Origin of the sequence: Leucobacter triazinivorans, assembly GCF_004208635.1 — a bacterium.
Classification (GTDB): Bacteria; Actinomycetota; Actinomycetes; order Actinomycetales; family Microbacteriaceae; genus Leucobacter; species Leucobacter triazinivorans.
The window spans coordinates 2,389,054-2,411,208 of record NZ_CP035806.1; the positions used below are offsets into that span (position 1 = coordinate 2,389,054).

At 71.5% G+C, this 22,155-nt stretch carries 17 protein-coding genes and 1 tRNA gene; 10 read left to right on the top strand and 8 right to left on the bottom strand.

All coding sequences use genetic code 11. The features are described 5' to 3' along the window. Positions 1-26: 26 nt before the first annotated feature. The 6 genes from EVS81_RS15825 to EVS81_RS10890 all read right to left on the bottom strand — a co-directional run bounded on the left by EVS81_RS15825 (position 27) and on the right by EVS81_RS10890 (position 3,946). Positions 27-176 carry a hypothetical protein gene (locus EVS81_RS15825; RefSeq protein WP_165384249.1) on the bottom strand — a complete coding sequence of 50 codons (150 nt, stop codon included), beginning with the start codon at positions 174-176 and terminating at the stop codon, positions 27-29. Between the two features lie 34 nt (positions 177-210). Continuing rightward, entirely contained in the window at positions 211-1,203 is a 993-nt protein-coding gene (locus EVS81_RS10870; RefSeq protein ID WP_130110403.1) for a M56 family metallopeptidase, read from the bottom strand. Further along, entirely contained in the window at positions 1,200-1,589 is a 390-nt protein-coding gene (locus EVS81_RS10875) for a BlaI/MecI/CopY family transcriptional regulator (RefSeq protein ID WP_130110404.1), read from the bottom strand. Before EVS81_RS10875 ends, EVS81_RS10870 begins: the two co-directional genes overlap by 4 nt. Then, positions 1,586-2,152, bottom strand: a complete 567-nt coding sequence (locus EVS81_RS10880) for a hypothetical protein (protein WP_130110405.1) — start codon at positions 2,150-2,152, stop codon at positions 1,586-1,588. The genes EVS81_RS10875 and EVS81_RS10880 overlap by 4 nt, the downstream gene beginning before the upstream one ends. A gap of 190 nt (positions 2,153-2,342) precedes the next feature. Continuing rightward, positions 2,343-3,230 carry a cytochrome c biogenesis CcdA family protein gene (locus EVS81_RS10885; protein ID WP_130110406.1) on the bottom strand — a complete coding sequence of 296 codons (888 nt, stop codon included), beginning with the start codon at positions 3,228-3,230 and terminating at the stop codon, positions 2,343-2,345. Positions 3,231-3,232: 2 nt separating this feature from the next. Continuing rightward, entirely contained in the window at positions 3,233-3,946 is a 714-nt protein-coding gene (locus tag EVS81_RS10890; RefSeq protein ID WP_130110407.1) for a DsbA family protein, read from the bottom strand. A gap of 395 nt (positions 3,947-4,341) precedes the next feature. On the opposite strand from EVS81_RS10890, the gene EVS81_RS10895 reads away from it, so the two are divergent. After that, a complete protein-coding gene (locus EVS81_RS10895) occupies positions 4,342-6,096 on the top strand; it encodes a leucine-rich repeat domain-containing protein (RefSeq protein WP_165384250.1) in 1,755 nt (584 codons plus the stop codon). A gap of 181 nt (positions 6,097-6,277) precedes the next feature. Here the strand turns inward: EVS81_RS10895 and EVS81_RS10900 are convergent. After that, positions 6,278-6,354: transfer RNA gene (locus EVS81_RS10900), tRNA-Arg, on the bottom strand. A gap of 188 nt (positions 6,355-6,542) precedes the next feature. On the opposite strand from EVS81_RS10900, the gene EVS81_RS10905 reads away from it, so the two are divergent. From EVS81_RS10905 to EVS81_RS10915, 3 genes are all read left to right on the top strand, one after another. Next, entirely contained in the window at positions 6,543-7,103 is a 561-nt protein-coding gene (locus EVS81_RS10905; protein ID WP_240739817.1) for an adenine phosphoribosyltransferase, read from the top strand. A 55-nt stretch (positions 7,104-7,158) separates the two neighbouring features. Beyond that, positions 7,159-10,377, top strand: coding sequence for a DUF2207 domain-containing protein (locus EVS81_RS10910; RefSeq protein WP_130110409.1), 3,219 nt, complete (start codon positions 7,159-7,161; stop codon positions 10,375-10,377). Between the two features lie 64 nt (positions 10,378-10,441). Further along, entirely contained in the window at positions 10,442-12,208 is a 1,767-nt protein-coding gene (locus EVS81_RS10915) for an AMP-binding protein (RefSeq protein WP_165384251.1), read from the top strand. A gap of 55 nt (positions 12,209-12,263) precedes the next feature. On the opposite strand, the gene EVS81_RS10920 is transcribed toward EVS81_RS10915, so the two are convergent. After that, positions 12,264-13,346, bottom strand: a complete 1,083-nt coding sequence (locus EVS81_RS10920) for an o-succinylbenzoate synthase (RefSeq protein ID WP_130110411.1) — start codon at positions 13,344-13,346, stop codon at positions 12,264-12,266. A 54-nt stretch (positions 13,347-13,400) separates the two neighbouring features. Between EVS81_RS10920 and EVS81_RS10925 the strand changes: the two genes are divergently transcribed. From EVS81_RS10925 to EVS81_RS10950, 6 genes are all read left to right on the top strand, one after another. Beyond that, a complete protein-coding gene (locus tag EVS81_RS10925) occupies positions 13,401-14,138 on the top strand; it encodes a VIT1/CCC1 transporter family protein (RefSeq protein WP_130110412.1) in 738 nt (245 codons plus the stop codon). Positions 14,139-14,162: 24 nt separating this feature from the next. Continuing rightward, complete coding sequence (locus EVS81_RS10930; RefSeq protein ID WP_130110413.1) at positions 14,163-15,113, top strand: 1,4-dihydroxy-2-naphthoyl-CoA synthase; 951 nt, start codon at positions 14,163-14,165, stop codon at positions 15,111-15,113. Between the two features lie 224 nt (positions 15,114-15,337). Continuing rightward, entirely contained in the window at positions 15,338-16,693 is a 1,356-nt protein-coding gene (locus EVS81_RS10935) for an AMP-binding protein (RefSeq protein ID WP_276319062.1), read from the top strand. After that, positions 16,690-17,643, top strand: a complete 954-nt coding sequence (locus EVS81_RS10940) for a 1,4-dihydroxy-2-naphthoate polyprenyltransferase (RefSeq protein ID WP_240739818.1) — start codon at positions 16,690-16,692, stop codon at positions 17,641-17,643. Before EVS81_RS10935 ends, EVS81_RS10940 begins: the two co-directional genes overlap by 4 nt. 370 nt (positions 17,644-18,013) lie before the next feature. Then, complete coding sequence (locus EVS81_RS10945) at positions 18,014-19,987, top strand: ABC transporter ATP-binding protein (protein ID WP_130110415.1); 1,974 nt, start codon at positions 18,014-18,016, stop codon at positions 19,985-19,987. Then, the gene (locus tag EVS81_RS10950) at positions 19,984-21,798 is read left to right on the top strand and encodes an ABC transporter ATP-binding protein (RefSeq protein ID WP_130110416.1); all 1,815 of its coding nucleotides are present in this window, start codon (positions 19,984-19,986) and stop codon (positions 21,796-21,798) included. The genes EVS81_RS10945 and EVS81_RS10950 overlap by 4 nt, the downstream gene beginning before the upstream one ends. Positions 21,799-22,155: the final 357 nt, after the last annotated feature.

Below are 22,155 nucleotides of genomic sequence, written 5' to 3' on the forward strand. Positions count from 1 at the left end.
CCCGTGAGCGCCCGACCCGTGCCGGCTCAGCCCAGCGCGACCGTCGCGGGGTGCGCGCACGCGACGCACACCGCGGCGACGGCGCTCAGCCCGATGGCGAAGACGCCTGCGCCGAGCAGCAGGAACGCCACCTCCGCGGTGCGGGGCGTCGTCGGGATCCGTGTGCGCGTCGTCATGGTGCTTCCTTTTCTGGGGAGGGGTGAACCGGCGTCAGCAGCCGGAGAGCACTGCGTTCAGATAAGGCCAGTGCACGGCGGCGATCGCCGCGGCGAGCATGATCGCGTAGGCGCCCGCAGCCGCGGCCAGCGCCATGCTCGCGGGAGGGCGCGGCGCGCCGATGAGGAGTCGGATGCGCTCGGATCCCGCGGCGTGCGGCGCGGCGTGCAGCGCGGCGTGGGCGATGGCGGCCGTCGTTCCGGCCCCGGTCGCGGGCGCGCCGAGCTTGAGGAGTGCTCCTGCCAGCGCGGTGGTTCCCGTGTGCTGTCTCGCGGACTGATCGGCGGCGATTTCCAGGACCTGCGGCACGGTGCTGCGCATGACGCGGATGAGCGGCACCCACCGGAAGTACCGGGTCGCGCCGTTCAGGAGCGCGAGTCCGAGGTGGTGGCGCTGCGCCAGATGCGCGCGTTCGTGCTCGAGGACGGCCGCGAGTTCGGGGGTCGAGAGCGCGGCGATCGCACCCCTGGACAGCACGATCCCTCCGTGGCGGCGGGGCAGGCTGAAGGCGCGCGCGTCAGCGTGCCGCGTCACCCGTACCGGGTGCCCAAGCAGCGTCATCGGTGTGCCCTCTCGCCGCACGCTCTGGCCGATCCCGCGCTGCGCCCGCCGCACTCGCGCGAACTCCTGGAGCAGGCCGACGAGGATCGCGACGGCCCCGACCGCGGGCAGCGCGAGCGGCAGGATCGCCGGGAGGCCGAGCGATCTGGCGCTGTCCCCGAACGGACTCGCCGCGCTCAGGCAGCGCGCGCAGACCTCGGCGGCGCTCGCGGGCAGCCACGCCGGCCCGCCGCTCATCCAGGCGACGATCGGCCCGATGGCGAGCAGCGCGGCGATCCAGAGCATCGCGGCCGCCGAGAGCGCGGCCGCCGCGAGTCGAGGCGCGGAGGCGAGCGCGGGCGCCGCGTGCCGCAGCAGCCAGGGCCCGCCGAACGCGGCGAGCAGCAGCACACCGCTCAGCAGCAGGGTCGAGAACGCGGCGGTCATCGTTCGTCGTGTGATCCGAGCAGGTGCTGGCGCAGCAGGCGCAGGTCGTCCTCGGCCATGCCGTCGACGAATCGGAGGATCGACGCGGCCCGATCCCCGCTGTCGTCCAGTGCGCGTTCCATGATGCGTGCGGTGTGCTCCTCGCGGCTGACGCAGGCGCCGTAGAGGGTGCGGTGCCCCTCCTTGCCGGCGCAGACGAGTCCCTTCCTGCGCAGATGGGAGAGCACGGTGGCGATGGTCGTGTAGGCCGGCTCGGAGGGGAGCCGCTCGATGATCCGGCGCACGGTCAGGGGATCGCCCCGCCAGAGCAGATCCATGACCTGCGCTTCGAGGGCGCCGAGACGCACGGGCTCGGCGCCGCCATCTCGGGGTGCTTCCCGGTTCATCGGAGCGCCTCCGTCTGCCGGGGGGCGGGGTGCGGGCCTGCGGCGGGCAGCACGGGGCAGGAGACCTGGCCGCGCAGGCGCCACAGCAGCGCGATCCCGGTGAGCAGCATCGAGGTGATCGCCAGGACGGGCTGCAGCGGCGCGAACCAGGTGATCGCCCCCGAATAGCCGAGGGCGAGCACCGCGATCTTGTTGCAGACCGGGCAGCCGACCGCGAACCATGCGAGCAGGCCCCCGGCGATCCCCATGCGCGTCGTGCGTCGCTCGCCCGGCGAGTTCTCGATGTCGCTCGGGTCGACGCCCTGCGGTCTGAGATAGGTGGCGGTCAGCATCCCGGCTCCGAGGGAGGTGAGCAGCCACACCGGGTAGTTCCACCACACGGTGTCGATCTCCCTCGTGAACACGGGGTTCGGGATCAGAACGGTGACCGTGCCGACGATCACCGCGAAACCGGCGCTCGCCACCAGGGCGACCTGCCACTGCCGCGCCGTCCACATGCGGAGGGCGCGTCCCGCTGAGCCCAGCAGTACGCGGGATCGGGCCCGGGTGGATCGCTGGGTCATACGGTCGCCTTCCCGTGTCGAGCACTGTCTGCAGGAGTCTTACTACGGATCATAGTAACAAGGTGCGCGCGGATCCCGCTCGTGCGATGCGCGGATCCCGCCTGTGCGTGCGGATCCCGCCTGGGCCGCGGATCCCGCTCCCGACGACGCGATCCTGCAGTCGCTGGTGCCATGCGCCGCTGAGCGGGCATCAGTCGGCACCGCTCGCCGGAGTGCGCCCGCGGTTTCCGGCGGAGCGCGTCTCCTCCCGGCGTGCCGCCCGGCGGCGGGCGGAGGCCCACGCGCCGAGCGCGGCGATCGCGAGCACCATGATCACGGCGCCGTCGACGATCGCGCTCGAGAGTCTGCCGCTCTGCTCTTGAGCCCAGACCTGCACGGACGTCGGCACGACGGCCGGCATGGCCACCAGGCCGTTGGTGAGCCAGAAGACCACTCCCACGGCGATGATCACCAGGCCTGTGACGAGCGAGGTGGAGTGCAGGCGACGGCCGAAGAGCGAGAGCGTGCGGCCTCGGAGCAGACGCTGCCCGCGCGCGCCCAGTCGATCCCAGAGCGCCGCGATGAGCACCAGCGGTGCGACCATGCCGGCGCCGTAGACGGCGAGCAGCGCACCAGCCGACCATGCGCTCCCCTGCCCCAGCGCCAGGGTGAGCACCGCGCCGAGGATCGGGCCGGCGCAGAACCCTGCGACGCCACTCGCCGCTCCGAGCAGGAAAGTGCGGATGAAGCCGGTCCGTGCGGCTGCCTCCTGGCGGATCCTCGTGGTCCCGGGCAGGGCTCTGGAGACGTCGAACCCGATTCCGAGCACCTGCGCGATGCCGAGCAGGACGAGGACGAGCGAGGTGCCGGCGACGACGAGCCCGCGCTGCTGGAGAAAGAACGTGCCCACGGCGCCCAGCCCCAGGCCGAGTGGCACGAGAGTGATGAGCAGGCCGAGGAAGAACACTGCGCCGTGCGCCAGGAGCGAGAGCCGGGTGCCGATGGTCGATGCGAAGAAGGCCGGGAGCAGGAGTGCGCTGCACGGGCTGAGGAGCGCGAGAGCGCCTCCGATGAACGCGGTGACGAAGCCGATCTCCATGATCAGTCGCGCGCCTCGGCCAGTTTTCTCGTCAGCGTCTCGGTGAACACGCTCCGGGGCTGGGCGCCGACGATCGGCTCACCTCCCAGGACGAAGGTCGGGGTGCCGGACACGCCGAGTCGCCTGCCCTCGGCGGCGTACCGCTGCACCGCCGCCAGAGTTTCATCGGAGTTCATATCTGCGAGGAACCGCCCGGTGTCGAGCCCGAGGTCGCCGGCGATCGAGACGAGCGCCTCCTCGGTCAGCCGATCCGGCCCGAGATGAGCGCCGTTCGGGAACAGTGCGTCGTGAAACTCCCAGAAGCGGCCCTGGATCCCCGCGGCGTGCGCGGCGCGAGCCCCGCGTTCGGAGTCTGCTCCGTACTGATTCACATCGCGCCACTCGATGCGCAGATCGCCCAACTCGGCGTAGTCCATCATGGCCGGCAGCGTCTCGTTCGACCATTTCGCGCAGTACGGGCATTGATAGTCGGAGTAGATCACGAGCGCCACCGGCGCGTCCGCGGGGCCGGCGGACTGCACATCGTCGGGATCGCGGGTCTCGACGAACGTGAGATCCGGTGGCGCTTGCTGCGTCGTCGCCGGGTCCGTCTCCGCGGCTCCCGTCGAACCGCGCTCGCCCTGCGTGACGAGGATCGCGATGAGCAGGCCGGCGATGACGATGATGCCGACGGGGACGGACCAGGAGCGAAGCCTCTGGACGGGGGTGCGGGGCACGGTTCTCCTTCGCGAGCTCGGGATCGAGGACGAGGGGGTTCGCCCGCCGATGACTTACTATGTGTCATAGTAAGTCATCTGCCGGAGAGGAAGCAGCGCACCCGGTGCAGCGGGGCTCCAAACGGCCGCGGAGCGGGGGCGCCGAATTCGCAGTCTTGCGCGCCTGATTCTCAATTCGACTGACTTCAGCACTCCATGTGAAGCGACTTCATACTCATCGTCGTCACATCCTGCGCATCGCTTGGCAAGACGAAGGAGGCTGGAATGCAGAACTCTTATGTCACGCCACTGTGGCTTCTCCTGTTCTGCTGGGTGGTGCTGAGCGTCTGACGTCGTGCACGGGGCCGGCGCGGACGAGGCGGATGTCCTCATGCGCGAAGAGAAAGCGATGCGATATGTCTTGGTCACCACGTCTGGCTCGTGCGGGTGGCGGCAGTTCGTCGCGCGTGCGCGGGCTCGTTCAGCGCAGCGTCATCGGCGCGGTCGTCGCGATCGTTGCCGTGCTGGGTGCCGTCGTGCCGGCGCAGGCGGTGCCGGAGGACAGCGTGTTCTTCGCCGATCCGGCTATGGAGGCGTGTATTCGCGACACACTCGTGATCGCTGCACCGACGCCGGTCACCGAGGGTGATATGGCGGGCATGACGACGGTCAACTGCTCGCTCCGAGGGATTACCGACATCGATCCGCTTCGATTCGCCACCGGCGCGACGGTCGTGGAGCTTGCGTGGAATCACGTCGAAGATCTGTCGCCGCTCTCCGGCCTGCAGAACCTCTATCGGCTGTCGCTCGACGGCAATCGGATCGAAGACCTGTCGCCGCTCTCCGATCTCCCGAACCTGCAGCGCGTCTTCCTTCCCGGCAACCAGATCGAGAGCCTCGAACCGCTGGGGAGCCTGACCGCCCTCGAGGCGCTGACCCTGGATGGCAACCAGATCACGGACATCGGGCCGCTGGCAAGCCTCTCCGAGATGAAGTTCCTGGAGCTCAGAGACAATCGGGTCACGGATATCTCTGCAGTCGCTCACATGCCGATGCTGGAGATCTTGTACCTGGACGACAACCTGGTCGCCGATCTCGAGCCGCTCTCCGGCCTCACCGAGCTGAAGGCCCTTTCGGCTATGAACAATCGCATCACCGACCTGTCTCCGCTGAGAGACCCCGGTCCCTTTCCCGGCGGCGTCTTCGTCGGTGAGCAGCGGGTGATGCGCTCGGCGATGGTCGACGTCGCACAAGCGGTAGGCCTTACCGACATCGCCGGCGTCTCGGTTCCCGTGACGGTGGCGAGCGGCGTTGGTGCGGTCGTCGGCGACGAGGTGACCTGGACCGAGGACGGCGCCGGAAGCCTCACGTGGGAGACCCTGGATCTGGATCCCGGCAACACGGTGCTGTTCTCGGGCACCGTGGACTACGCGATCGAGCCGTTCGCCGAGCTGCCGACGATTTCTGGTGTCCCGGGTCACGGGGTCGTGGGTGCTGCCTATGGCTTCGCGTTCGAGGTGACCGGAGACCCGGCGCCGACGGTGGAGGTGGCCGCGGGGGCGCTGCCGGAGGGGCTCTCCTTGAGCGGTGCTGGTGAGATCGCGGGGACGCCGATGGTGGCGGGTGTGTTCGCATTCTCGGTGGTCGCGACGAATCGCGCGGGTGAGGCGACGCTCGCTGATGTGCGCATCACGATCGACGAGCCCGATGATGGGACCGGCGGCGGCGATGGTGACGGCGGTGACGGTGGCGGTGGCGGCGGCGGTGACGGCGGCGACGGTGACGGCGGCGACGGTGGCAGTGGCGGCGGCGGTGACGGCGGCGACGGTGACGGCGGCGGTGACGGCGGCGGTGACGGCGGCGATGGTGGCGGTGACGGCGGCGACGGTGACGGTGACGGTGGCGATGGTGATGGTGACGGTGACGGCGGCGACGGTGACGGTGACGGTGACGGCGGTGACGGTGACGGTGGCGGTGACGGCGGTGACGGTGGCGGCGAGACCGACGCAGATCGCGGGGGCAGCGGGAGCGGGGCGTCCGGAGGGACGCACGTCCTGGCCAGGACCGGCGATGCGCAGGCACCCGGGGCCGTGGGCGGTGCGTTCGCGATGCTGCTCATCGGAGCGGTTCTGGTGCTCGGCCGTTTGTCGCGCGCACGTCGCGCAGAGTAGGCACGAGCCGGAAACGACGGGGCTGGACTCGGGGGTGGGGCGTCACTTCCGATCCCGGCCCCGTCCTGTGTGCTCACTGGAGCGCGGCCCCCAGCGCTCCGCGGTATCGGATGCCGCTCGCGATCCGTCGCCGGAACACGAAATAACCCCCGCCGCTTCCGCGACGGGGGTTATTCGTGTATGGCGCGCCCCGAGGGATTCGAACCCCCGACCTTCTGATCCGTAGTCAGATGCTCTATCCAGCTGAGCTAGGGGCGCCCGTTGGTTTCCCAACCAGAAAGACATTACACGACTCCCTGTGAAAAGAAAAATCACTGCAGTCCGGGCGTGTGCGGCGCTGCACGGGTGCCGGCCCTGCGGAGGGCGCGGCCGCGCAGCGGGGGTCCCCACGAACCGTCCACGCGGGCGTCCGGCCGGCGTGCGTCCCGCGGGGTACCCTTGAACCCGTGCCAGAGCAGAGCCCCCAGTCGATCGCCCCCACCGCGCCGAGAGCCGAGCTGACGCGCGCCGAGTCGCTGATCCGCGAGGTCCCCGACTATCCGTCCGCGGGGATCCTGTTTCGCGACATCACCCCTCTGCTCGCCGACGGCCGCGCGTTCCGAGAGACGGTCGACGCGCTCATCGCTCCGTTCCGGGGCGCGTTCGACGTCGTCGCCGGGCTCGAAGCGCGCGGATTCCTGCTCGCGAGTGCGGCCGCATATGCGAGCGGGGCGGGGCTCATGCCGATCCGCAAGGCGGGTAAGCTGCCGCGCCCGGCCGCGCACGTCGAGTACGCGCTGGAGTACGGCGACGCCGAGGTCGAGGCCCATGCGGATTTCCCCCGGGGATCACGAGTCCTGCTGATCGACGACGTGCTCGCGACCGGCGGAACGCTCGTCGCTGCCCATACGCTGCTGGGCGAGCTCGGCTACGCCGCGGCGGGCACCGCCGTGCTGTTCGAGATCGCGGGACTCGGCGGCCGAGAAGCGGTGGGGGATCCGACGCTGCACACGGTGTTCCGCAGCTGATCGGGGCGAGGACGATGCGAACCCGGATGTCGGAGGACGCGGTTAGGGTCGACTCATGAGCGAGAAGCGCAGCACGTCGGGGCATCGGGGCGACCCATCCGATCGCACCGATGTCTTCGACCTCGCCGGGACCGACCCCGAACTGCTCAACTCCGGCCGCATCCCCGACCCGCAGCCCGAGCACACGCCGTTCTTCCGCTGGCTGGCCCGGATCTTCACAACGATCGAGGCGCGGCTGCGAGCTCGAGGCGATACCTCGATGCGCAATGCCATCAGGTTCTTCTGGGCCTTCGTGGCGATCATCGGCGTATTCCTGCTCGTCGGCCCCGTCATCAACAAGCCGCTCGATTTCGACGATGTGCTCGACTCCGCGAAGCTGAGCGAGGTCGACTGGGTCGCCACCGACGCGCAGATCGACTACGCGCTCGAGCGCGGGGGCGACGGGGGTTTCCTCGCCGATGTGTCCGAGCAGTACACCGCCCGCTTCACGAACGGCCCCGAAGCTGCCGTCGAACGGGTCTTCGCCACCGAGTTCAACGGACACGACACCCGGTTCGAGGTGCACGCGGCCACGATCGACGGCGAGCCGGCAGAGGTCGAGGTGCGCCGCGGAGCCACGGTCACCCGAGTGCTGATCTCCTCTCCGGACGGAACCCGCCTCGAGGGTGAGCGGGAGATCGCGCTCGCCTACGAGCTGCACGATCTGGTCACCGCCGAGACCGACGCTGCCACGGGGCAGCCGGTCGACAGCTGGTCCTGGCCGCTGCTCGGCCCCAGCTGGCCGCAGGCCACCCAGGGCGTCGAGGTGTCGCTGACGCTGCCGCACGACCTGGACGAGGCGCTCGTGCGCGCGCCTCGCGCCTACGTCGGGTGGCTGCTGCTCAACGGAACCGAGTGGCTGACGCCCGAGGCGCAGACCGCTCAGGGCGTGCGGTACGCCTTCAGCAACGACGACACCCTGCCGCCGCATGCCGATCTGAGCATCGTCGCCAGCTTCGAGGCCGGCACCTTCGATCAGCCACCCACCACGCCCCTCTTCTGGCTGCAGACCTGGGGGCCGCTGCTCCCGCTCGCTCTGCTCGTCATTCTCCTGCTGTTCGCCCTCGCCGCTCGACGCGTGGTGTGGGCGGACAGTGCGGGCGAACCCTGGTACCTGACGCGATCCGATCCCCCCGACGACCTCACCCCGGCGAGGGCCGCCCAGCTGCTCGACCGCCCCTGGCACGCCGAACTGATCTCGGAGCTGACGCAGGAGACGGGAGCTGCGAAGCAGTCGAAGCAGTCGAAGCGGAAGCCCGTCGACACCGGCGGCCGCGGCCGTGAGCTGTGGCTGGCGGCGGTGGCGCGCGCCGGCATGCGCGCCGGCAGGTTCGGCAACTTCCCGAGCGTCGCGCGCCGGCGAGCGCGCTGGCGCGCGCACGACCGTCCGGTCGAGGATCGGCTGCGCTGGGCGCCCGACAGCTACGTGCGCGACACCTTCATCCTCGGATCGCTCGCGATCGTGCTCGTGCAGTGGGGCCTGCTGCGCCAGCTCTCGCACCAGGTGATCCTGAGCGTCGTCTGGTGGCCGGGGCTCTTCGTGCTCGCCTCGACCGTGCTCGCGCTCGTCATCGTCGGTGCGGTGCGCCGGCCGCGTCCTCTCACACGCGCTGGAGCGCTCGCCGTGCAGCAGCTCAAGGGCGTCGACGCCTACGCGCGGGCCACGCGTCTGCTCGATCGCGGTCCGGTCGACGACGAGCTGCTGCCCTACGCCGCGCTCTTCGAGGGGCCGCGGCGCGCGGGGCGCGCCGTCGCCGGGCACGCGGCGCGCGAGTCGGGCGACCGATGGCTCGGCCGCGGATGGCGCACCGAGCACTTCGTCTCGCTGCCGGCGGTGCTGGCGGTGCTCGCGGCCGCCGGCCTGCTCGCCGGATCGATCGTCACCGTCTCGACGCAGCCCGCACCCTACGCCGACCAGGACTTCGTCACCTGGCCGGGATCTGCGACCCCCGGGGCGATCTGGTCGCAGGTCGAGGGGTTCGAGATCGACGCCGAACTCGAGCGCGACGAGCAGGGCCGCGCCCAGCTCAGCGTCGTAGAGCGGAACACGGTGCGCTTCACCCCCGGCGGCGGGTCAGTGCCCCAGTTCGCCCGGGAGTGGCCGCGGGAGCGGCTCGGCCAGGATCTCGGCCTCGACGTCGAGAGCGTGCGCCTCGGCGGCGAGGAGGTGCCGTTCCAGGAGCTCCTCGGTCCGCAGAGCCTGGCGGTCGCCACTCGCATGTCGGACGTGCTCGACGGGGTGCACGACGTCGAGATCCGCTACAGGCTCTCGACCCCGATCGTCGATGCGCCGGACGGCCCGGACTCCCAGCAGCAGCTGCGATGGACGGCAGTACTCGACTTCTGGGAGGACACCTACTACACCGATGCGGCGAATCCGTTCGACGGCACCGCGCCGGTGCGGCCGTTGCGCATCGGTCTCACCGTCTCGCCCGACATCGCGGAGGAGATACGCTCCGGCGGGTGGATCGACTCCGACCACGAGCGCGACCGGGTTCCCTACGAGAACGGCAACTGGTATCAGCCGTGGGAGTACGAGACCGGCATCTCGCTCGACGACGAACTCGGAGTCTCCACACACTACGATCTGCGGGTCGGCGACGAGCGAACTCTGGACGACGGCTCCCTCGTCGTCTCGCTGGACGCGGAGGCCGTCGAATCCCGCGAGGGCGAGGACCGCATCGAGGAGACGCCGGCCGGGCCCTGGCGGGTCTCGGAGGAACTGAATGCCGCGCTCGAGAAGTACGAGCTCGGTACGACCAACGACCTCGGTGTCGTGCTCAACTTCCCCGCCGGAGCCTTCGCGGGCGTCGACGACCAGGCGTATGAGCGCTATCGGGCGGCCAGAGACCTGCCCTACACCGCGGTGCTCGGTCTTGCCGTGCTCATCGGGGCGGCCTCGACGAGCATCCTCCTGTTCGCCCGGCGCACGCGTCGACGCGCGAGCGCCTCGCTCCGCACCGTGTCCTTCGCCGCGATCCCGCTCGCGGCGGCGGCTCAGAGCGTGCTCTTCTGGTGGGCGGTGATGTCGATGCCCGGCAGCGACAACCGCGGCTGGGGTGCGATCGTGCTCGGCACGCTCATGCTCGCCGCAGTGGTGGCGCAAGCGATCGTGGTGGGCGCCCGGGGCGGCGGGAACGCCCGGGGCGCCCGGGGCGGCGGGCGCCGCCGGGACGACCGGGGCGAGCGCAACGACCCTGCCGGCGGGCGCCGAGCACGGAAGCGGACGGCGTAGGGCGCCGGCTCCGCCCGCGCGGGCGGGTATCGACCGACTCGATCGCTACGACAGAATGGGACCCATGACGCACACCGACCCGACCGCCGCTTTCTTCGCCGCTCGGGACCAGCTGCTCGCCGCCGCGGGAGATCCCGCTCGCGCGCGAGCCGAGTTCCGCTGGCCCGACGTGGGCTCAGAGTTCAACTGGGCGCACGACGTCTTCGACCGCATCGCCGAGGGCAACGACGACACGGCGCTCCGCATCGCCGAAGCAGACGGCAGCGAGCTGCAGCGCAGCTTCTCGCAGATGAAGCAGCGCTCCGACCAGGTGGCGAACTGGTTCCGCAGCGTTGGCGCGCGGCCGGGAGACGTCGCCATGCTCATGCTCGGCAACCGCGTCGAGCTCTGGGAGATCATGCTCGCCGCGATGAAGCTCGGCGTCGTGATCCTGCCCACCTCCGTGGTGCTCGGTGCGCATGAGCTCGAGGATCGCGTGGAGCGCGGGCGGGTGCGGTGGGTGTTCGCGGCGGCCGAGGACGCGGTGAAGTTCGCCGACGTGCCGGGCGACTACCGCGGCATCGGGGTCGGGTTCGACGCAGCCTCGCGGGATCATCGGGCGCGCCTCTTCGACTGGCTGCGCTACGAGGAGTCGAGTGCCGCGTCGCTCGCCGCGGTGCGCAAGACGACGGCGAGCACCGATCCCGCGTTGCTCTACTTCACCTCGGGCACCACCAGCCTGCCGAAGATCGTGGTGCACTCGCACACCAGCTATCCCGTGGGGCACCTCACGACGCTGTCCTGGCTGGGGGTGCGGCCGGGCGATGTCCACCTCGTCATCAGCGCACCCGGTTGGGCGAAGCACGCCTGGTCGAGCTTCTTCGGGCCGTGGCACGTGGGGGCGACGATCTTCGTGGCGAACTACGCCCGCTTCGACCCGGAGTTCCTCGTCGCCGAGCTCGACCGGGTCGGGGTCAGCACCTTCTGCGCGCCGCCGACGGTGTGGCGCATGCTGATCCAACAGCGACTGGAGCGCCGGCCGCGCGCCCTGCGCGAGGTCGTATCGGCGGGCGAACCCCTCAACCCCGAGGTCATCGCCCGCATCCGGGAGTGGTGGGGCCTCGACATCCGCGACGGGTACGGTCAGACCGAGACCACCGCGCTCATCGGCAACATGCCGGGCGACCCGATCGTGCCGGGGGCCATGGGCACGCCCCTGCCGGGCGTCGATGCCGTGCTCATCGACCCGCTCACCGGACAGGAGGCCGCCGAGGGCGAGATCTGCCTGCGCATCACCGCCGCCGACCCCGCCGTCGACGGCGAGCTCGTGCGCCGGGAGCCGGTCAACCTCATGCCCGGCTACTTCGGCGACCCGGAGGCCACGGCGCGAGCGACGAGCGGCGGGCTGTTCCACACCGGCGACGTCGCGCAGCGGGGCGAGGGCGGCGTGCTCACGTTCGTGGGCCGCACCGACGACATCTTCAAGTCGAGCGACTTCAAGGTCTCGCCGTTCGAGGTCGAGAGCGCGCTCCTCGAGCACGAGTGGGTGGCCGAGGCCGCAGTGGTCGGCGCGCCCGATGAGACGCGGCTCAACGTGACGAAGGCGTATGTCGCGCTCGCCGCCGGAGTCGAGGCGGGCGAGGAGGCCGCGCGCGCGATCCTCGCCCGCGCCCGCATCGCGCTGCCGCCCTACATGCGCGTGCGCCGGGTCGAGTTCTTCGAGCTGCCCAAGACGACTTCCGGCAAGATCCGGCGTGTCGAACTGCGGCAGCGGGAGGAAGCCGCGTTCGCCGCGGGGGCGCGGCTCGCGCACGAGTGGCGCGAAGAGGATTTTCCGGGCCTGAAGGGCTGAGCGGCGGAGTGAAGCGGCGGAGCTGAGCGGCGGTGCCGAGCGGCGGGGCTGAGCGCTACTGGAGGAGCCGCGTGTAGCAGCGCGTGATCCGCTCGCGCCACCAGGCTTCGCGCTCGGGCGGAGCGGCGTAGCGGTCCAGCAGCTCGGGATCGAGGCCGGGCCTGCGCACCGTGATCCCGCCGTCCAGCGGCACGAGCGGGTCGATCGTGACGTCGCCGCCGAGCAGCGCCGCGGTTCCGAGCCCGCACGCTCCCGCGAGCGCACCCTCCGGGAGCGCGGCCGCGAGGTGCAGGCCCATCGCGATGCCGGCCGATGTGTCGAGTGCGCTCGAGACCACGACGGGAAGGCCGGCCTCGGCGACGATCCCGAGCGCCCGCCTGATGCCCCCCAGCGGCTGCGCCTTCACGACGAGCAGGTCGGCTGCGCCCGCTCGCGCCACCGCCAGCGGGTCCGAGGCCTTGCGCACGCTCTCGTCGGCGGCGATGCGGACCGCGCCCGGGCGGGGCGTGGCGGCCCGCCGCGCGTGCGCGGTCCCTGCGGCGCTCCCGGGCCGGGCTCCGAGTCGCCGCCGCACCTCCACCAGCTCCGCCACGGTCGCGCATGGCTGCTCGGCGTAGTCGAGATCGAGGTCTGCGAGCTGCCGCAGCGCGGTCGCGGCTTCGTCGACGGACCAGCCCCCGTTCGCGTCGACCCGCACCAGCGCCCGGTCGCCCATCGCCGCGCGCACCGCGCGCACGCGCGCCACATCCTCGGCGATCGTCTGCCCGCGCTCGGCCACCTTCACCTTCGCGGTGCGGCAGCCGGGGAAGCGGGCGAGGATCCCCGGCACCTCCGCGGGGCGCACCGCCGGAACGGTGGCGTTGACCTCGATGCGATCGCGCAGGATCGGCGGCTGCTCCGCCCACCCGAAATCGAGCGCCGCCGCGAGCCAGGCTGCGGCCTCGGCGTCGTCGTACTCGGGGAACGGCGAGAACTCGCTCGGGCCGAGCGGGGCGTTGAGGATCGCGGCCTCGCGCACGGAGATCCCACGGAATCGGGTGCGCGTGGGGATCGCCACGACGCGCGTGGCCGCGAGCACCTCGGCGAGCGGGGGCGGGGCGGGCGCCTCCGCGACCGCGGGATCCCGAGTCTCGTGCATGCCTCGATCCTCCCACGATGCGCGGTGGCGCGCCGCGCATGGCAAGATCGGAGCATGAGTATTGAACGGACCGGCGAGCAGCCCGCTCCGCACGCGGACGAGCCGCACGACCAGCGCGTCGGGCAGCGTCTGAACTGGCTGCGCGCGGGCGTGCTCGGTGCGAACGACGGCATCGTGTCGACGGCGGGTGTCGTGATCGGCGTCGCGGGGGCGACGCCGGGCAACGTGCTGGCCATCGCGACGGCGGGCCTCGCGGCGCTCGTGGCCGGGGCGTTCTCGATGGCGGGCGGCGAGTACGTGTCGGTCAGCACGCAGCGCGACACCGAACGAGCGCTCATCGAGAAGGAGCGGCGCGAGCTCCGCGAGATGCCGGAACAGGAGCTCGAGGAGCTCGCGGGCTTCTACCGGCAGCGCGGCATCTCCGACGAGCTCGCGCACCGCGTCGCCGAGGAGCTCACGGAGCACGACGCCCTCGCGGCGCACGCGGAGGTCGAGCTGGGCATCGATCCCGAGGAGTTCACGAGCCCCTGGGCCGCGGCCTTCTCGTCGTTCGTCTCGTTCACCGTGGGGGCGCTCATCCCGCTCATCATGATCCTGCTGCCGTTCGGTCAGCACCGCATCTGGGTGGCCGCGGTCGCCGTGCTCATCGGTCTGCTGCTGACCGGGTGGATCAGCGCGGCGCTCGGGCAGGCGCCGCGTCTGCGCGCGATCGCGCGCAACGTGGTGATGGGATCGGCGACGATGGCGGCGACCTATCTCATCGGTCTGCTCTTCGGAGTCGCGGTCTCATAGGCGAGGGGCGAATAGGCTGGACCCATGACGCATCAGGATCCTCGGCCCGCATCTACCGAGCACTCGCAGCAGGTGTCCGAGCTCTTCGACCCCGCGGAGTGGGAGGCGGCTCCCGGCGCAGAGGGGTACACCGACATCACCGCGCACCTCAGTCGCGACGGGCGGATCGCCCGCGTCGCATTCGACCGCCCCGAGGTGCGCAACGCCTTCCGCCCGCGCACCGTCGACGAGCTCTCGGATGCGCTGGAGCGCGCGCGCGTCAACCCGCGGGTGGGCGTCGTGCTGCTCACCGGCAACGGGCCTTCCCCGCGCGACGGGGGCTGGGCGTTCTGCTCGGGCGGAGATCAGCGCATCCGCGGCCGCGACGGCTACAAGTACGCCGACTCGGAGACGGCGGTGGGGCCCGAGGAGCGCGCCCGGGCCGGGCGCCTCCACATCCTCGAGGTGCAGCGGCTGATCCGCTTCATGCCGAAGGTCGTCATCGCGCTCGTGCCCGGCTGGGCGGCGGGCGGCGGCCACTCGCTGAACGTGGTCTGCGACCTCACGATCGCGAGCCGCGAGCACGCGAGGTTCAAGCAGACCGACGCCGATGTCGGATCGTTCGACGCCGGCTACGGCAGCGCCTACTTCGCGCGGCAGGTCGGGCAGAAGAATGCGCGCGAGATCTTCTTCCTCGCCCGCGAGTACTCGGCGGATCGCGCGCGAGAGATGGGCGCGGTCAACGAGGTCGTGCCGCACGCGGAGCTCGAGCGCACGGGCCTCGAGTGGGCGCGCACGATCCTCGGCAAGTCGCCCACGGCGATCCGCATGCTGAAGTACGCGATGAACGCGGTCGACGACGGGATCGTGGGCCAGCAGCTCTTCGCGGGGGAGACCACGCGCCTCGCCTACGGCACCGACGAGGCCGTCGAGGGTCGCGACTCGTTCCTCGAGAAGCGCGAGCCCGACTGGAGCCCCTTCCCGTACCACTACTGAGCCGGGGCGGGCGGCCGGCGGCTGCCCGCTGCCCGCTTTCCCCGGGTGCGCCGCCCGCGGGTACCGCTCCGCGCTCGCCCCCCGCGCCTGCTGGGGCAACCGCTGGGCTCGGCTGCTGGGGCGTGAACTCTTGGTGTGCGCAGATCGTCTTTCTCCCGCTCGAATATGGACGATCTGCGCACACCAAACGCAGGGTGGGATCGCAACGCGAGTACCCTGGAACGGTGACTGCGCCCAACGGACTCCGCGCCATCCCCACCGATGACCGCGCCTGGCTCATGGCCGCGCTCGCCGACGCGCTCGGCGGGGGCGCTCCGGTGCTCCCGGTGGTCGCCGGCACAGACCCCGAAGCGATCGTCGCGCTGCAGCACGAGCCCCTGCCCGAGGGCACCGCGCTCGTGGTGCGCACCTCGGGATCCAGCGGCGTGCCCAAGGCGGTGGCGCTCGGCGCCGACGCGCTGCGTGCGAGCGCCGAGGCCACGCACGAGGCGTTCGGCGGGCCGGGGCAATGGCTCGTCGCGCTGCCGGCGCACCTCATTTCGGGGCTGCAGATGCTGGTGCGCAGCGAGGTCTCCGGCATCGCGCCGGTGTTCTTCGATGGGGGGAGCGGCGGGGGGAACGGCGGATTCGATCCCGAGCAGTTGCTCACCGCGTCCGAGGCGCTCGAGCACGAGCGCCGCTACGTCTCGCTGGTGCCCGTGCAGTTCGCGCGCCTGCTCGATCTTGCCGAGCGGGATCGCGATGCCGCCGACGCGCTGCGGCGCTTCGACGCCGTGCTGGTGGGCGGCCAGGGCGTGCCCCTGGCGATGCGCCGCCGCGCCCACGATCTGGGCGCGGCGCTCACGCGCAGCTACGGCATGACCGAGACCGCCGGGGGCTGCGTGTACGACGGCGTGGAGATCGGCGACACGCGAGTACGCATCCGCGAGGGCGAGGTGCAGCTGGCCGGGTCGGCCCTCGCGCTCGGCTACGTGGGTGAACCCGCGCTCACCGCGGCGCGCTTCGTCGAGGATCGCGGCCGCGACGGCGTGCCGGTGCGCTGGTATCGCACGGGGGATGCCGGTGAGCTGCTGGGCGGCATGCTCACGGTCACCGGGCGTCTCGACCGGGTGCTCATCTCGGGCGGCGTCAACGTCTCGCTCGACGAGGTGGAGCGCGTGGCGCGCGACTTCGCGGGCTGGGGCAGCGCGGTGGCGCTCGCGGTACCCCATCCGGAATGGGGGGAGCGCGTCGGCCTGGTTGTGGAGTCGGCGGCGCAGGGCGACGCGCGCGCGGCGGGTTTCGACGAGGTGCGCGCGGCGATCCGGGATCGCCTCGGCGCGGCCGCGGCACCCGAGTGGGTCACCGAGACCGAGGAGATCCCGCGTCTCGCGGGAGGCAAGCCCGACCTCGCCGCTCTCGACGCGTGGCTGACGCGTCTGCGCGCGAGCTTCCGAGAGGTGCGTGGATCGGCATCCCCGTCATCCTGCGCGACGGAGGAGTCGCAGGATCTGTCCTACGCGGATTCTGCGATTCGCGGGCTCCCGCAGAATGACGGGGACCAGCAGGATCGTGAGTGCAGCACGGAGGAGGGGCAGTGAGCGGCAGGGATCGGCGCAGGTCGGGCAACCCGGCGGTGCGGGCCGCAGCCGAGCGGCAGGTCGCGGCCGGGGAGCAACCCCGGATCACGTGGCGCACCTGGGTCGGCGGGGCGCGGCTGCGCACGCTGCCGCTCGCGATCGCGCCCGTCGCGGCGGGTGCGGGCGTGGCCTACATGCTGCAGGGCTTCTCGCTGACGCTCACGCTGCTCGCCCTCGCCGTCGCGGTGCTGCTGCAGATCGGCGTGAACTACGCGAACGACTACTCCGACGGCGTGCGAGGCACCGACGCCTACCGGGTGGGGCCGGCGCGGCTCACCGGATCCGGCCTCGTCGACCCGCGAAAGGTGCTGGTCACCGCCCTTGTGTTCTTCGGGCTCGCCGCGGCGGCCGGTGCGGCGGCGGTGATGCTGAGCGGGCGTTGGTGGTTCCTCGTGCTGGGGGTGCTCGCGATCCTCGCCGCATGGTTCTACACCGGCGGCAAGCGCCCCTACGGGTACGCGGGACTCGGAGAGGTGATGGTGTTCATCTTCTTCGGGCTGGTCGCGACCGTGGGCACCGTGTACCTGCAGACCGAGGTGCAGACGCAGGAGGCCTGGATCGCGGGCGCCGGGGTGGGCTTCTTCGCCGTCGCCGTGCTCGTCGTCAACAATCTGCGCGATATCCCGACCGATCGGCTCGCCGGCAAGCGCACACTGTCCGTGCGTATCGGCGACCGCGCTTCGCGGGTGCTCTACATCCTCTGCGTGCTGCTCCCCTTCGCCGTGCCGGCCGTCTTCGGCCTCGTGTACCCGGGCATGGTGCTGGTGTGGTTCGTGCTGCTGATCGTTGCGCCCTGCGTGCTGATCGTGCTCACGGCGAAGACCCCGCGCGAGCTGATCCTCGTGCTGCAGCTCACCAGCCTCGCCGCGCTCGCCTACGGCGTGCTGCTCGGCGTGGCGTTCGCGTTCTGAGCCCCCGCCCCCGCCCCCGCCCGCCCGCCCCCGCCCCCGCGCCCGTCCGCGCCGAGACCGAGCCGATTGTTCGAACCCGAGCGGTTTCTCAGCGCTGCACGGCTCAGTCTCGAGCATTCGGCTCGGTCTCGCGAGAGCCCCGGGGACAGCCCTTGCCCCCGCTCGCTCTGAGTCGGTAGGCTGACTCAGGAAACCCGATCGACCCGGAGGAGAGGAGCGGACCATGCGGCCCAACACCACCGTCACCGCGTCTGCTCGTCCGGGCAGCCCGCTGACCGGACACTAGTCCCCGGCCGCGATCGAGCGGCCCCTCCGATTCAGCCGTAGAGCTCCGGCCCGCCCGCCGTGAGCTCCCTTCCGATCAGGGATCATGACCACCCAGCACCCCGCTTCCACGCCCGCCGGCGCCGAGACGGCCGCCGCGCCGCCGCGCCCTCCCATGCTGCGCTCACTCGCGCGGCTCGTCCCCTACGCCCGTCCCGCGCTGCCCCGCCTCATCGGGGGTGCGCTGGTCGCGCTCGCCGCCACCGTGGTGAGCCTCATGGTGCCCCTGGTGATCCAGTGGGTGATCGACGGCCCCATCAGCGCGGGTTCGCGCGAGGCGGTGCTCTGGGGCGTGGGAGCCGTCTTCGCGCTCGGCCTGCTCGAGGCCCTGTTCATCTTCCTGCGGCGCGCGCTGGTGCTCGCTCCCGCGACCGAGGTGGACCGCCTCGTGCGGCAGGCGTTCTTCGAGCGGCTGCTGCGGCTGCCCGTCGCCTTCCACGATCGGTGGCCGGGCGGTCAGCTGCTCAGTCGCATGATGCAGGACATCGGCCGGGTGCGGCGATTCCTCTCGTTCGGGCTGATCATGCTGCTCGTGAACCTGCTGACCATTGTCATCGGGATCGGTCTGCTGTTCCGCTGGCACTGGGTGCTCGGCACGCTCTTTCTGGTCTGCACGGTGCCCCTGTGGCTCGCGAGCGTGCGCTTCAACTCGCGCTTCGACACGCTCTCCCGCTTGAGCCAGGACCAGGCGGGAGACCTCGCCACCTCGGTCGAGGAGAGCGTGCACGGGATCCGGGTGCTCAAGGCGTTCGGGCGCGGCGGGCACGCGCTCGATGCCTTCGCGCGGCGCGCGGAGTCGCTGCGCGGCACCGAGCTGCGCAAGGCGCGCGCGCTCGGCGAGATCTGGTTCTGGCACGAGATCGTTCCAGTCGCGGCGCAGGCCGTCTGCCTGCTCGCCGGCGTCTGGCTCGTCGTGCGCGGCGAGCTCTCCGTGGGCGAGCTCTTCGCCTTCTTCACCTTGGCGGCGGCGCTGAGCTGGCCGATCGGCTCACTGGGGTTCCTCTTCTCGATGCTGATCGACACCCGCACGTCGGTCGACCGCATCTTCGAGGTGTTCGGCGCCCCGATCACGGTGCGGGATCCCGAGCACGCCGTCGACCCCGGGCGCATCACCGGCCGGCTGCGCTTCGATCGCGTGACGTTCCGATATCCCGATATGCGCCCCGAGGAGCCGAACGTGATCGACGGCCTCGAGCTGGAGCTCGAGCCGGGCGAGACCCTGGCGCTCGTCGGCGCGACCGGGTGCGGCAAGACCACGCTCACCACGCTGCCCTTGCGCCTGTTCGACGTGACCGGAGGAGCCGTGCGGCTCGACGGCCACGACGTACGCGAGATGTCGCTCGAGACGCTGCGCTCGCACATCGGCATCGCGTTCGAGGATCCGGTGCTGTTCTCCGCCTCCGTGCGCGAGAACGTGCTGCTCGGGCGCGAGGATCTCGAGCCCGGTAGCGACAAGGCCGAGCGGGTGCTGCGCGAGGCCCTCGACGTGGCTCATGCCGGTTTCGCCTACGACCTGCCGCGCGGACTCGACACCGAAGTCGGCGAGGAGGGGCTCAGCCTCTCCGGCGGGCAGCGGCAGCGGCTCGCCCTCGCCCGAGTGGTGGCGGCGCAGCCCGCCGTGCTCGTGCTCGACGACCCCCTGTCGGCGCTCGATGTGGACACCGAGACGCGGGTGACCGCCGAACTGCGGCGCGTGCTCGCCGACACCACGGTGCTGGTGGTGGCCCACCGTCCCTCGACGGTCGCGCTCGCCGATCGTGTCGCGGTCATGTCGCGGGGCCGCATCGTCGCGGTGGGTCGGCACGCGGATCTGCTGCGCACGAGCGCGGAGTACCGCGCGCTGCTGTCCACCCTCGGAGATGAGGATCGGGGTGCCAGAAGCTCCCGGGGCCGGGATCCCGGTTCCGAGGGGGCGTCCGAGGATCGGCCGTCCGAGGGGGCGTCCGAGGATCGGCCGTCCGAGGGGGCGTCCGAGGATCGGCCGTCCGAGGGGCAGACGGGAGCGGGGGCCGTGGCATGAGCATCACCACCGTGCACGGCACCAGCGGCGAGGATCGCGGCGACTACACCCGCGCCGAGAGCCGGTCGATCCGGCGGCGCTCGCTGCGGCTCCTCGCCGATATCCTCCGCCCCCGCAGGCGGCTGCTCGTGCTCACCGTCGTGGTCGTCGTCGTGTCGACGATCCTGCGCGCCGTCGTGCCGAGCCTCATCGCCTACGGCATCGACGCCGCGCTGCCCGCGGCGCTCGACGGCGACTGGGCGCCGATCCTGTGGACCGCGTCCGCGATCCTCGTCGCCGGCGGCGTCGGCGGCCTGCTCGTCGGCTGGTACGTGGTGCTGATCGCTCGGCTCATGCAGGCGATCATGATCGAGCTGCGCACCCGCATCTTCCGGCACACGCAGCGGCTCAGCCTCGAGTTCCACGAGGGCTACACGTCGGGACGCATCATCTCGCGGCAGACGAGCGACCTGGAGTCGATCCAGGAACTGCTCGACGGCAGCCTGAACGAGCTCGTCGACGCCGTGCTGATCGGCGCGTTCACGCTGTGCGCCCTGCTGCTGCTCGACTGGCAGAGCGCGTTGATCCTGTGCGCCGCGATGATCCCGCTCGTGCTGCTCATGCGCTGGTTCGTGCGGGAGTCGCAGCGGGGTTTCCGCGCCACGAGCGTGGCCAGTGCGAAGCTCATCGTGCGCTTCGTCGAGACGATGACCGGCATCCGAGCGGTGCAGGCGTTCCGCAAGGAGCGGCGGCGCTCGCGGGAGTTCGCGGGTGCCGCGAAAGAGTACCTCGACGCCAATCTGCGCGTGGTGCGGCTGTACGGCGTGTTCGATCCGGCACTCATGCTGCTCGGCAGCACCACGATCGCGGTCGTGCTGCTCTGGGGCTCCCTGCGCGTCGTCGACGGGACGCTGGCCATCGGCGTGCTCCTGGCCGCGATCATGTACGTGCGCAACTTCTTCGGGCCGCTCGAGGAGGTCGCCACGTTCCTCAACTCGTATCAGTCTGCGGCCGCCGCGCTGGAGAAGGTCTCGGGTGTGCTCGAGGAGGAGCCGACGGTGGCGGATCCCGATCAGCCCGAGCGGCTGCCCGACCACGGGGGCACGATCCGCTTCGACGAGGTCGAGTTCGGCTACGGGGCGGGGCGGAGCGTGCTGCGGATCCCGGATCTCGCGATCCCGAGCGGCCAGACCGTCGCGCTCGTGGGGACGACGGGTGCGGGCAAGTCGACGCTGGCGAAGCTCGTGGCGCGGTTCTACGACCCGCGCCGCGGCGCGGTGCGGCTCGACGGCGTCGATCTGCGCTCCGTGACCTCTGCCGATCTGCGGCGGGCAGTCGTGATGGTGACGCAGGAGGCCTATCTGTTCAGCGGGTCGGTGGCCGACAACATCGCGCTCGGCAACCCCGATGCCTCGCTCGCCGAGATCCAGGCGGCCGCCCGCGCGGTCGGCGCCCACGAGTTCATCGAGGCGCTGCCCGACGGCTACGACACCGACGTGAACAAGCGCGGAGGGCGGGTCTCGGCCGGCCAGCGCCAGCTGATCTCATTCGCGCGCGCGTTCCTCGCCGATCCGGCCGTGCTGATCCTCGACGAGGCGACGGCCTCGCTCGATCTGCCGAGCGAGCGCCAGGTGCAGGCGGCGCTGCAGCGTCTGCTCGCGGATCGCACTGCGATCATCATCGCGCATCGCCTGTCGACGATCGAGATCGCCGATCGCGTGCTCGTCATGGAGCACGGCGGAGTGGTGGAGGACGGCAGCCCGGCGCAGCTGATCGCGCGCGACGGGCGCTACGCCCGGCTGCATCGGGAGTGGGCCGCCACTCAGGAGTGATGCGCCGGGCAGTGCGGCCGGTCTGCGCCGGTCGTGCGGTGCGGCCGGTCTGCGCCGATCGTGCGGTGCGTCGTGCGGCGTGCGTCCTGGCTCGTGCTTCCAGCGTCGTGCACTGCCTCGTGCGTCGCGCCTCGTACCTCGTGCGTCGTGCGTCGCGCCTCGTACCTCGTGCGTCGTGCGGCGTGCCTCCTGCCTCGTGCCTCGTGCGCTGTTCCGTCGGGGCCTTCCCCTCGCGCCGTTCCACACGTTACCCTCGCGCACCGATTCACCCTCGCGCCCCGAGAAGCCCGGAAACGAGGTGCTCGCAGGGAAAACAGTGCTGTTGGGTCAGGGGCGCCGGGGGATCCGCGCCGGGGG

What these genes read in the sequence shown, in the direction of transcription:
- EVS81_RS10895 (WP_165384250.1), top strand. Translation starts at nt 4,342, where the DNA reads ATGTCTTGGTCACCACGTCTGGCTCGTGCGGGTGGCGGCAGTTCGTCG.
- EVS81_RS10915 (WP_165384251.1), top strand. Translation starts at nt 10,442, where the DNA reads ATGACGCACACCGACCCGACCGCCGCTTTCTTCGCCGCTCGGGACCAG.
- EVS81_RS10875 (WP_130110404.1), bottom strand. Translation starts at nt 1,589, where the DNA reads ATGAACCGGGAAGCACCCCGAGATGGCGGCGCCGAGCCCGTGCGTCTC.
- EVS81_RS10945 (WP_130110415.1), top strand. Translation starts at nt 18,014, where the DNA reads ATGACCACCCAGCACCCCGCTTCCACGCCCGCCGGCGCCGAGACGGCC.
- EVS81_RS10925 (WP_130110412.1), top strand. Translation starts at nt 13,401, where the DNA reads ATGAGTATTGAACGGACCGGCGAGCAGCCCGCTCCGCACGCGGACGAG.
- EVS81_RS10880 (WP_130110405.1), bottom strand. Translation starts at nt 2,152, where the DNA reads ATGACCCAGCGATCCACCCGGGCCCGATCCCGCGTACTGCTGGGCTCA.
- EVS81_RS10920 (WP_130110411.1), bottom strand. Translation starts at nt 13,346, where the DNA reads ATGCACGAGACTCGGGATCCCGCGGTCGCGGAGGCGCCCGCCCCGCCC.
- EVS81_RS10930 (WP_130110413.1), top strand. Translation starts at nt 14,163, where the DNA reads ATGACGCATCAGGATCCTCGGCCCGCATCTACCGAGCACTCGCAGCAG.
- EVS81_RS10950 (WP_130110416.1), top strand. Translation starts at nt 19,984, where the DNA reads ATGAGCATCACCACCGTGCACGGCACCAGCGGCGAGGATCGCGGCGAC.
- EVS81_RS10910 (WP_130110409.1), top strand. Translation starts at nt 7,159, where the DNA reads ATGAGCGAGAAGCGCAGCACGTCGGGGCATCGGGGCGACCCATCCGAT.
- EVS81_RS15825 (WP_165384249.1), bottom strand. Translation starts at nt 176, where the DNA reads ATGACGACGCGCACACGGATCCCGACGACGCCCCGCACCGCGGAGGTG.
- EVS81_RS10885 (WP_130110406.1), bottom strand. Translation starts at nt 3,230, where the DNA reads ATGGAGATCGGCTTCGTCACCGCGTTCATCGGAGGCGCTCTCGCGCTC.
- EVS81_RS10870 (WP_130110403.1), bottom strand. Translation starts at nt 1,203, where the DNA reads ATGACCGCCGCGTTCTCGACCCTGCTGCTGAGCGGTGTGCTGCTGCTC.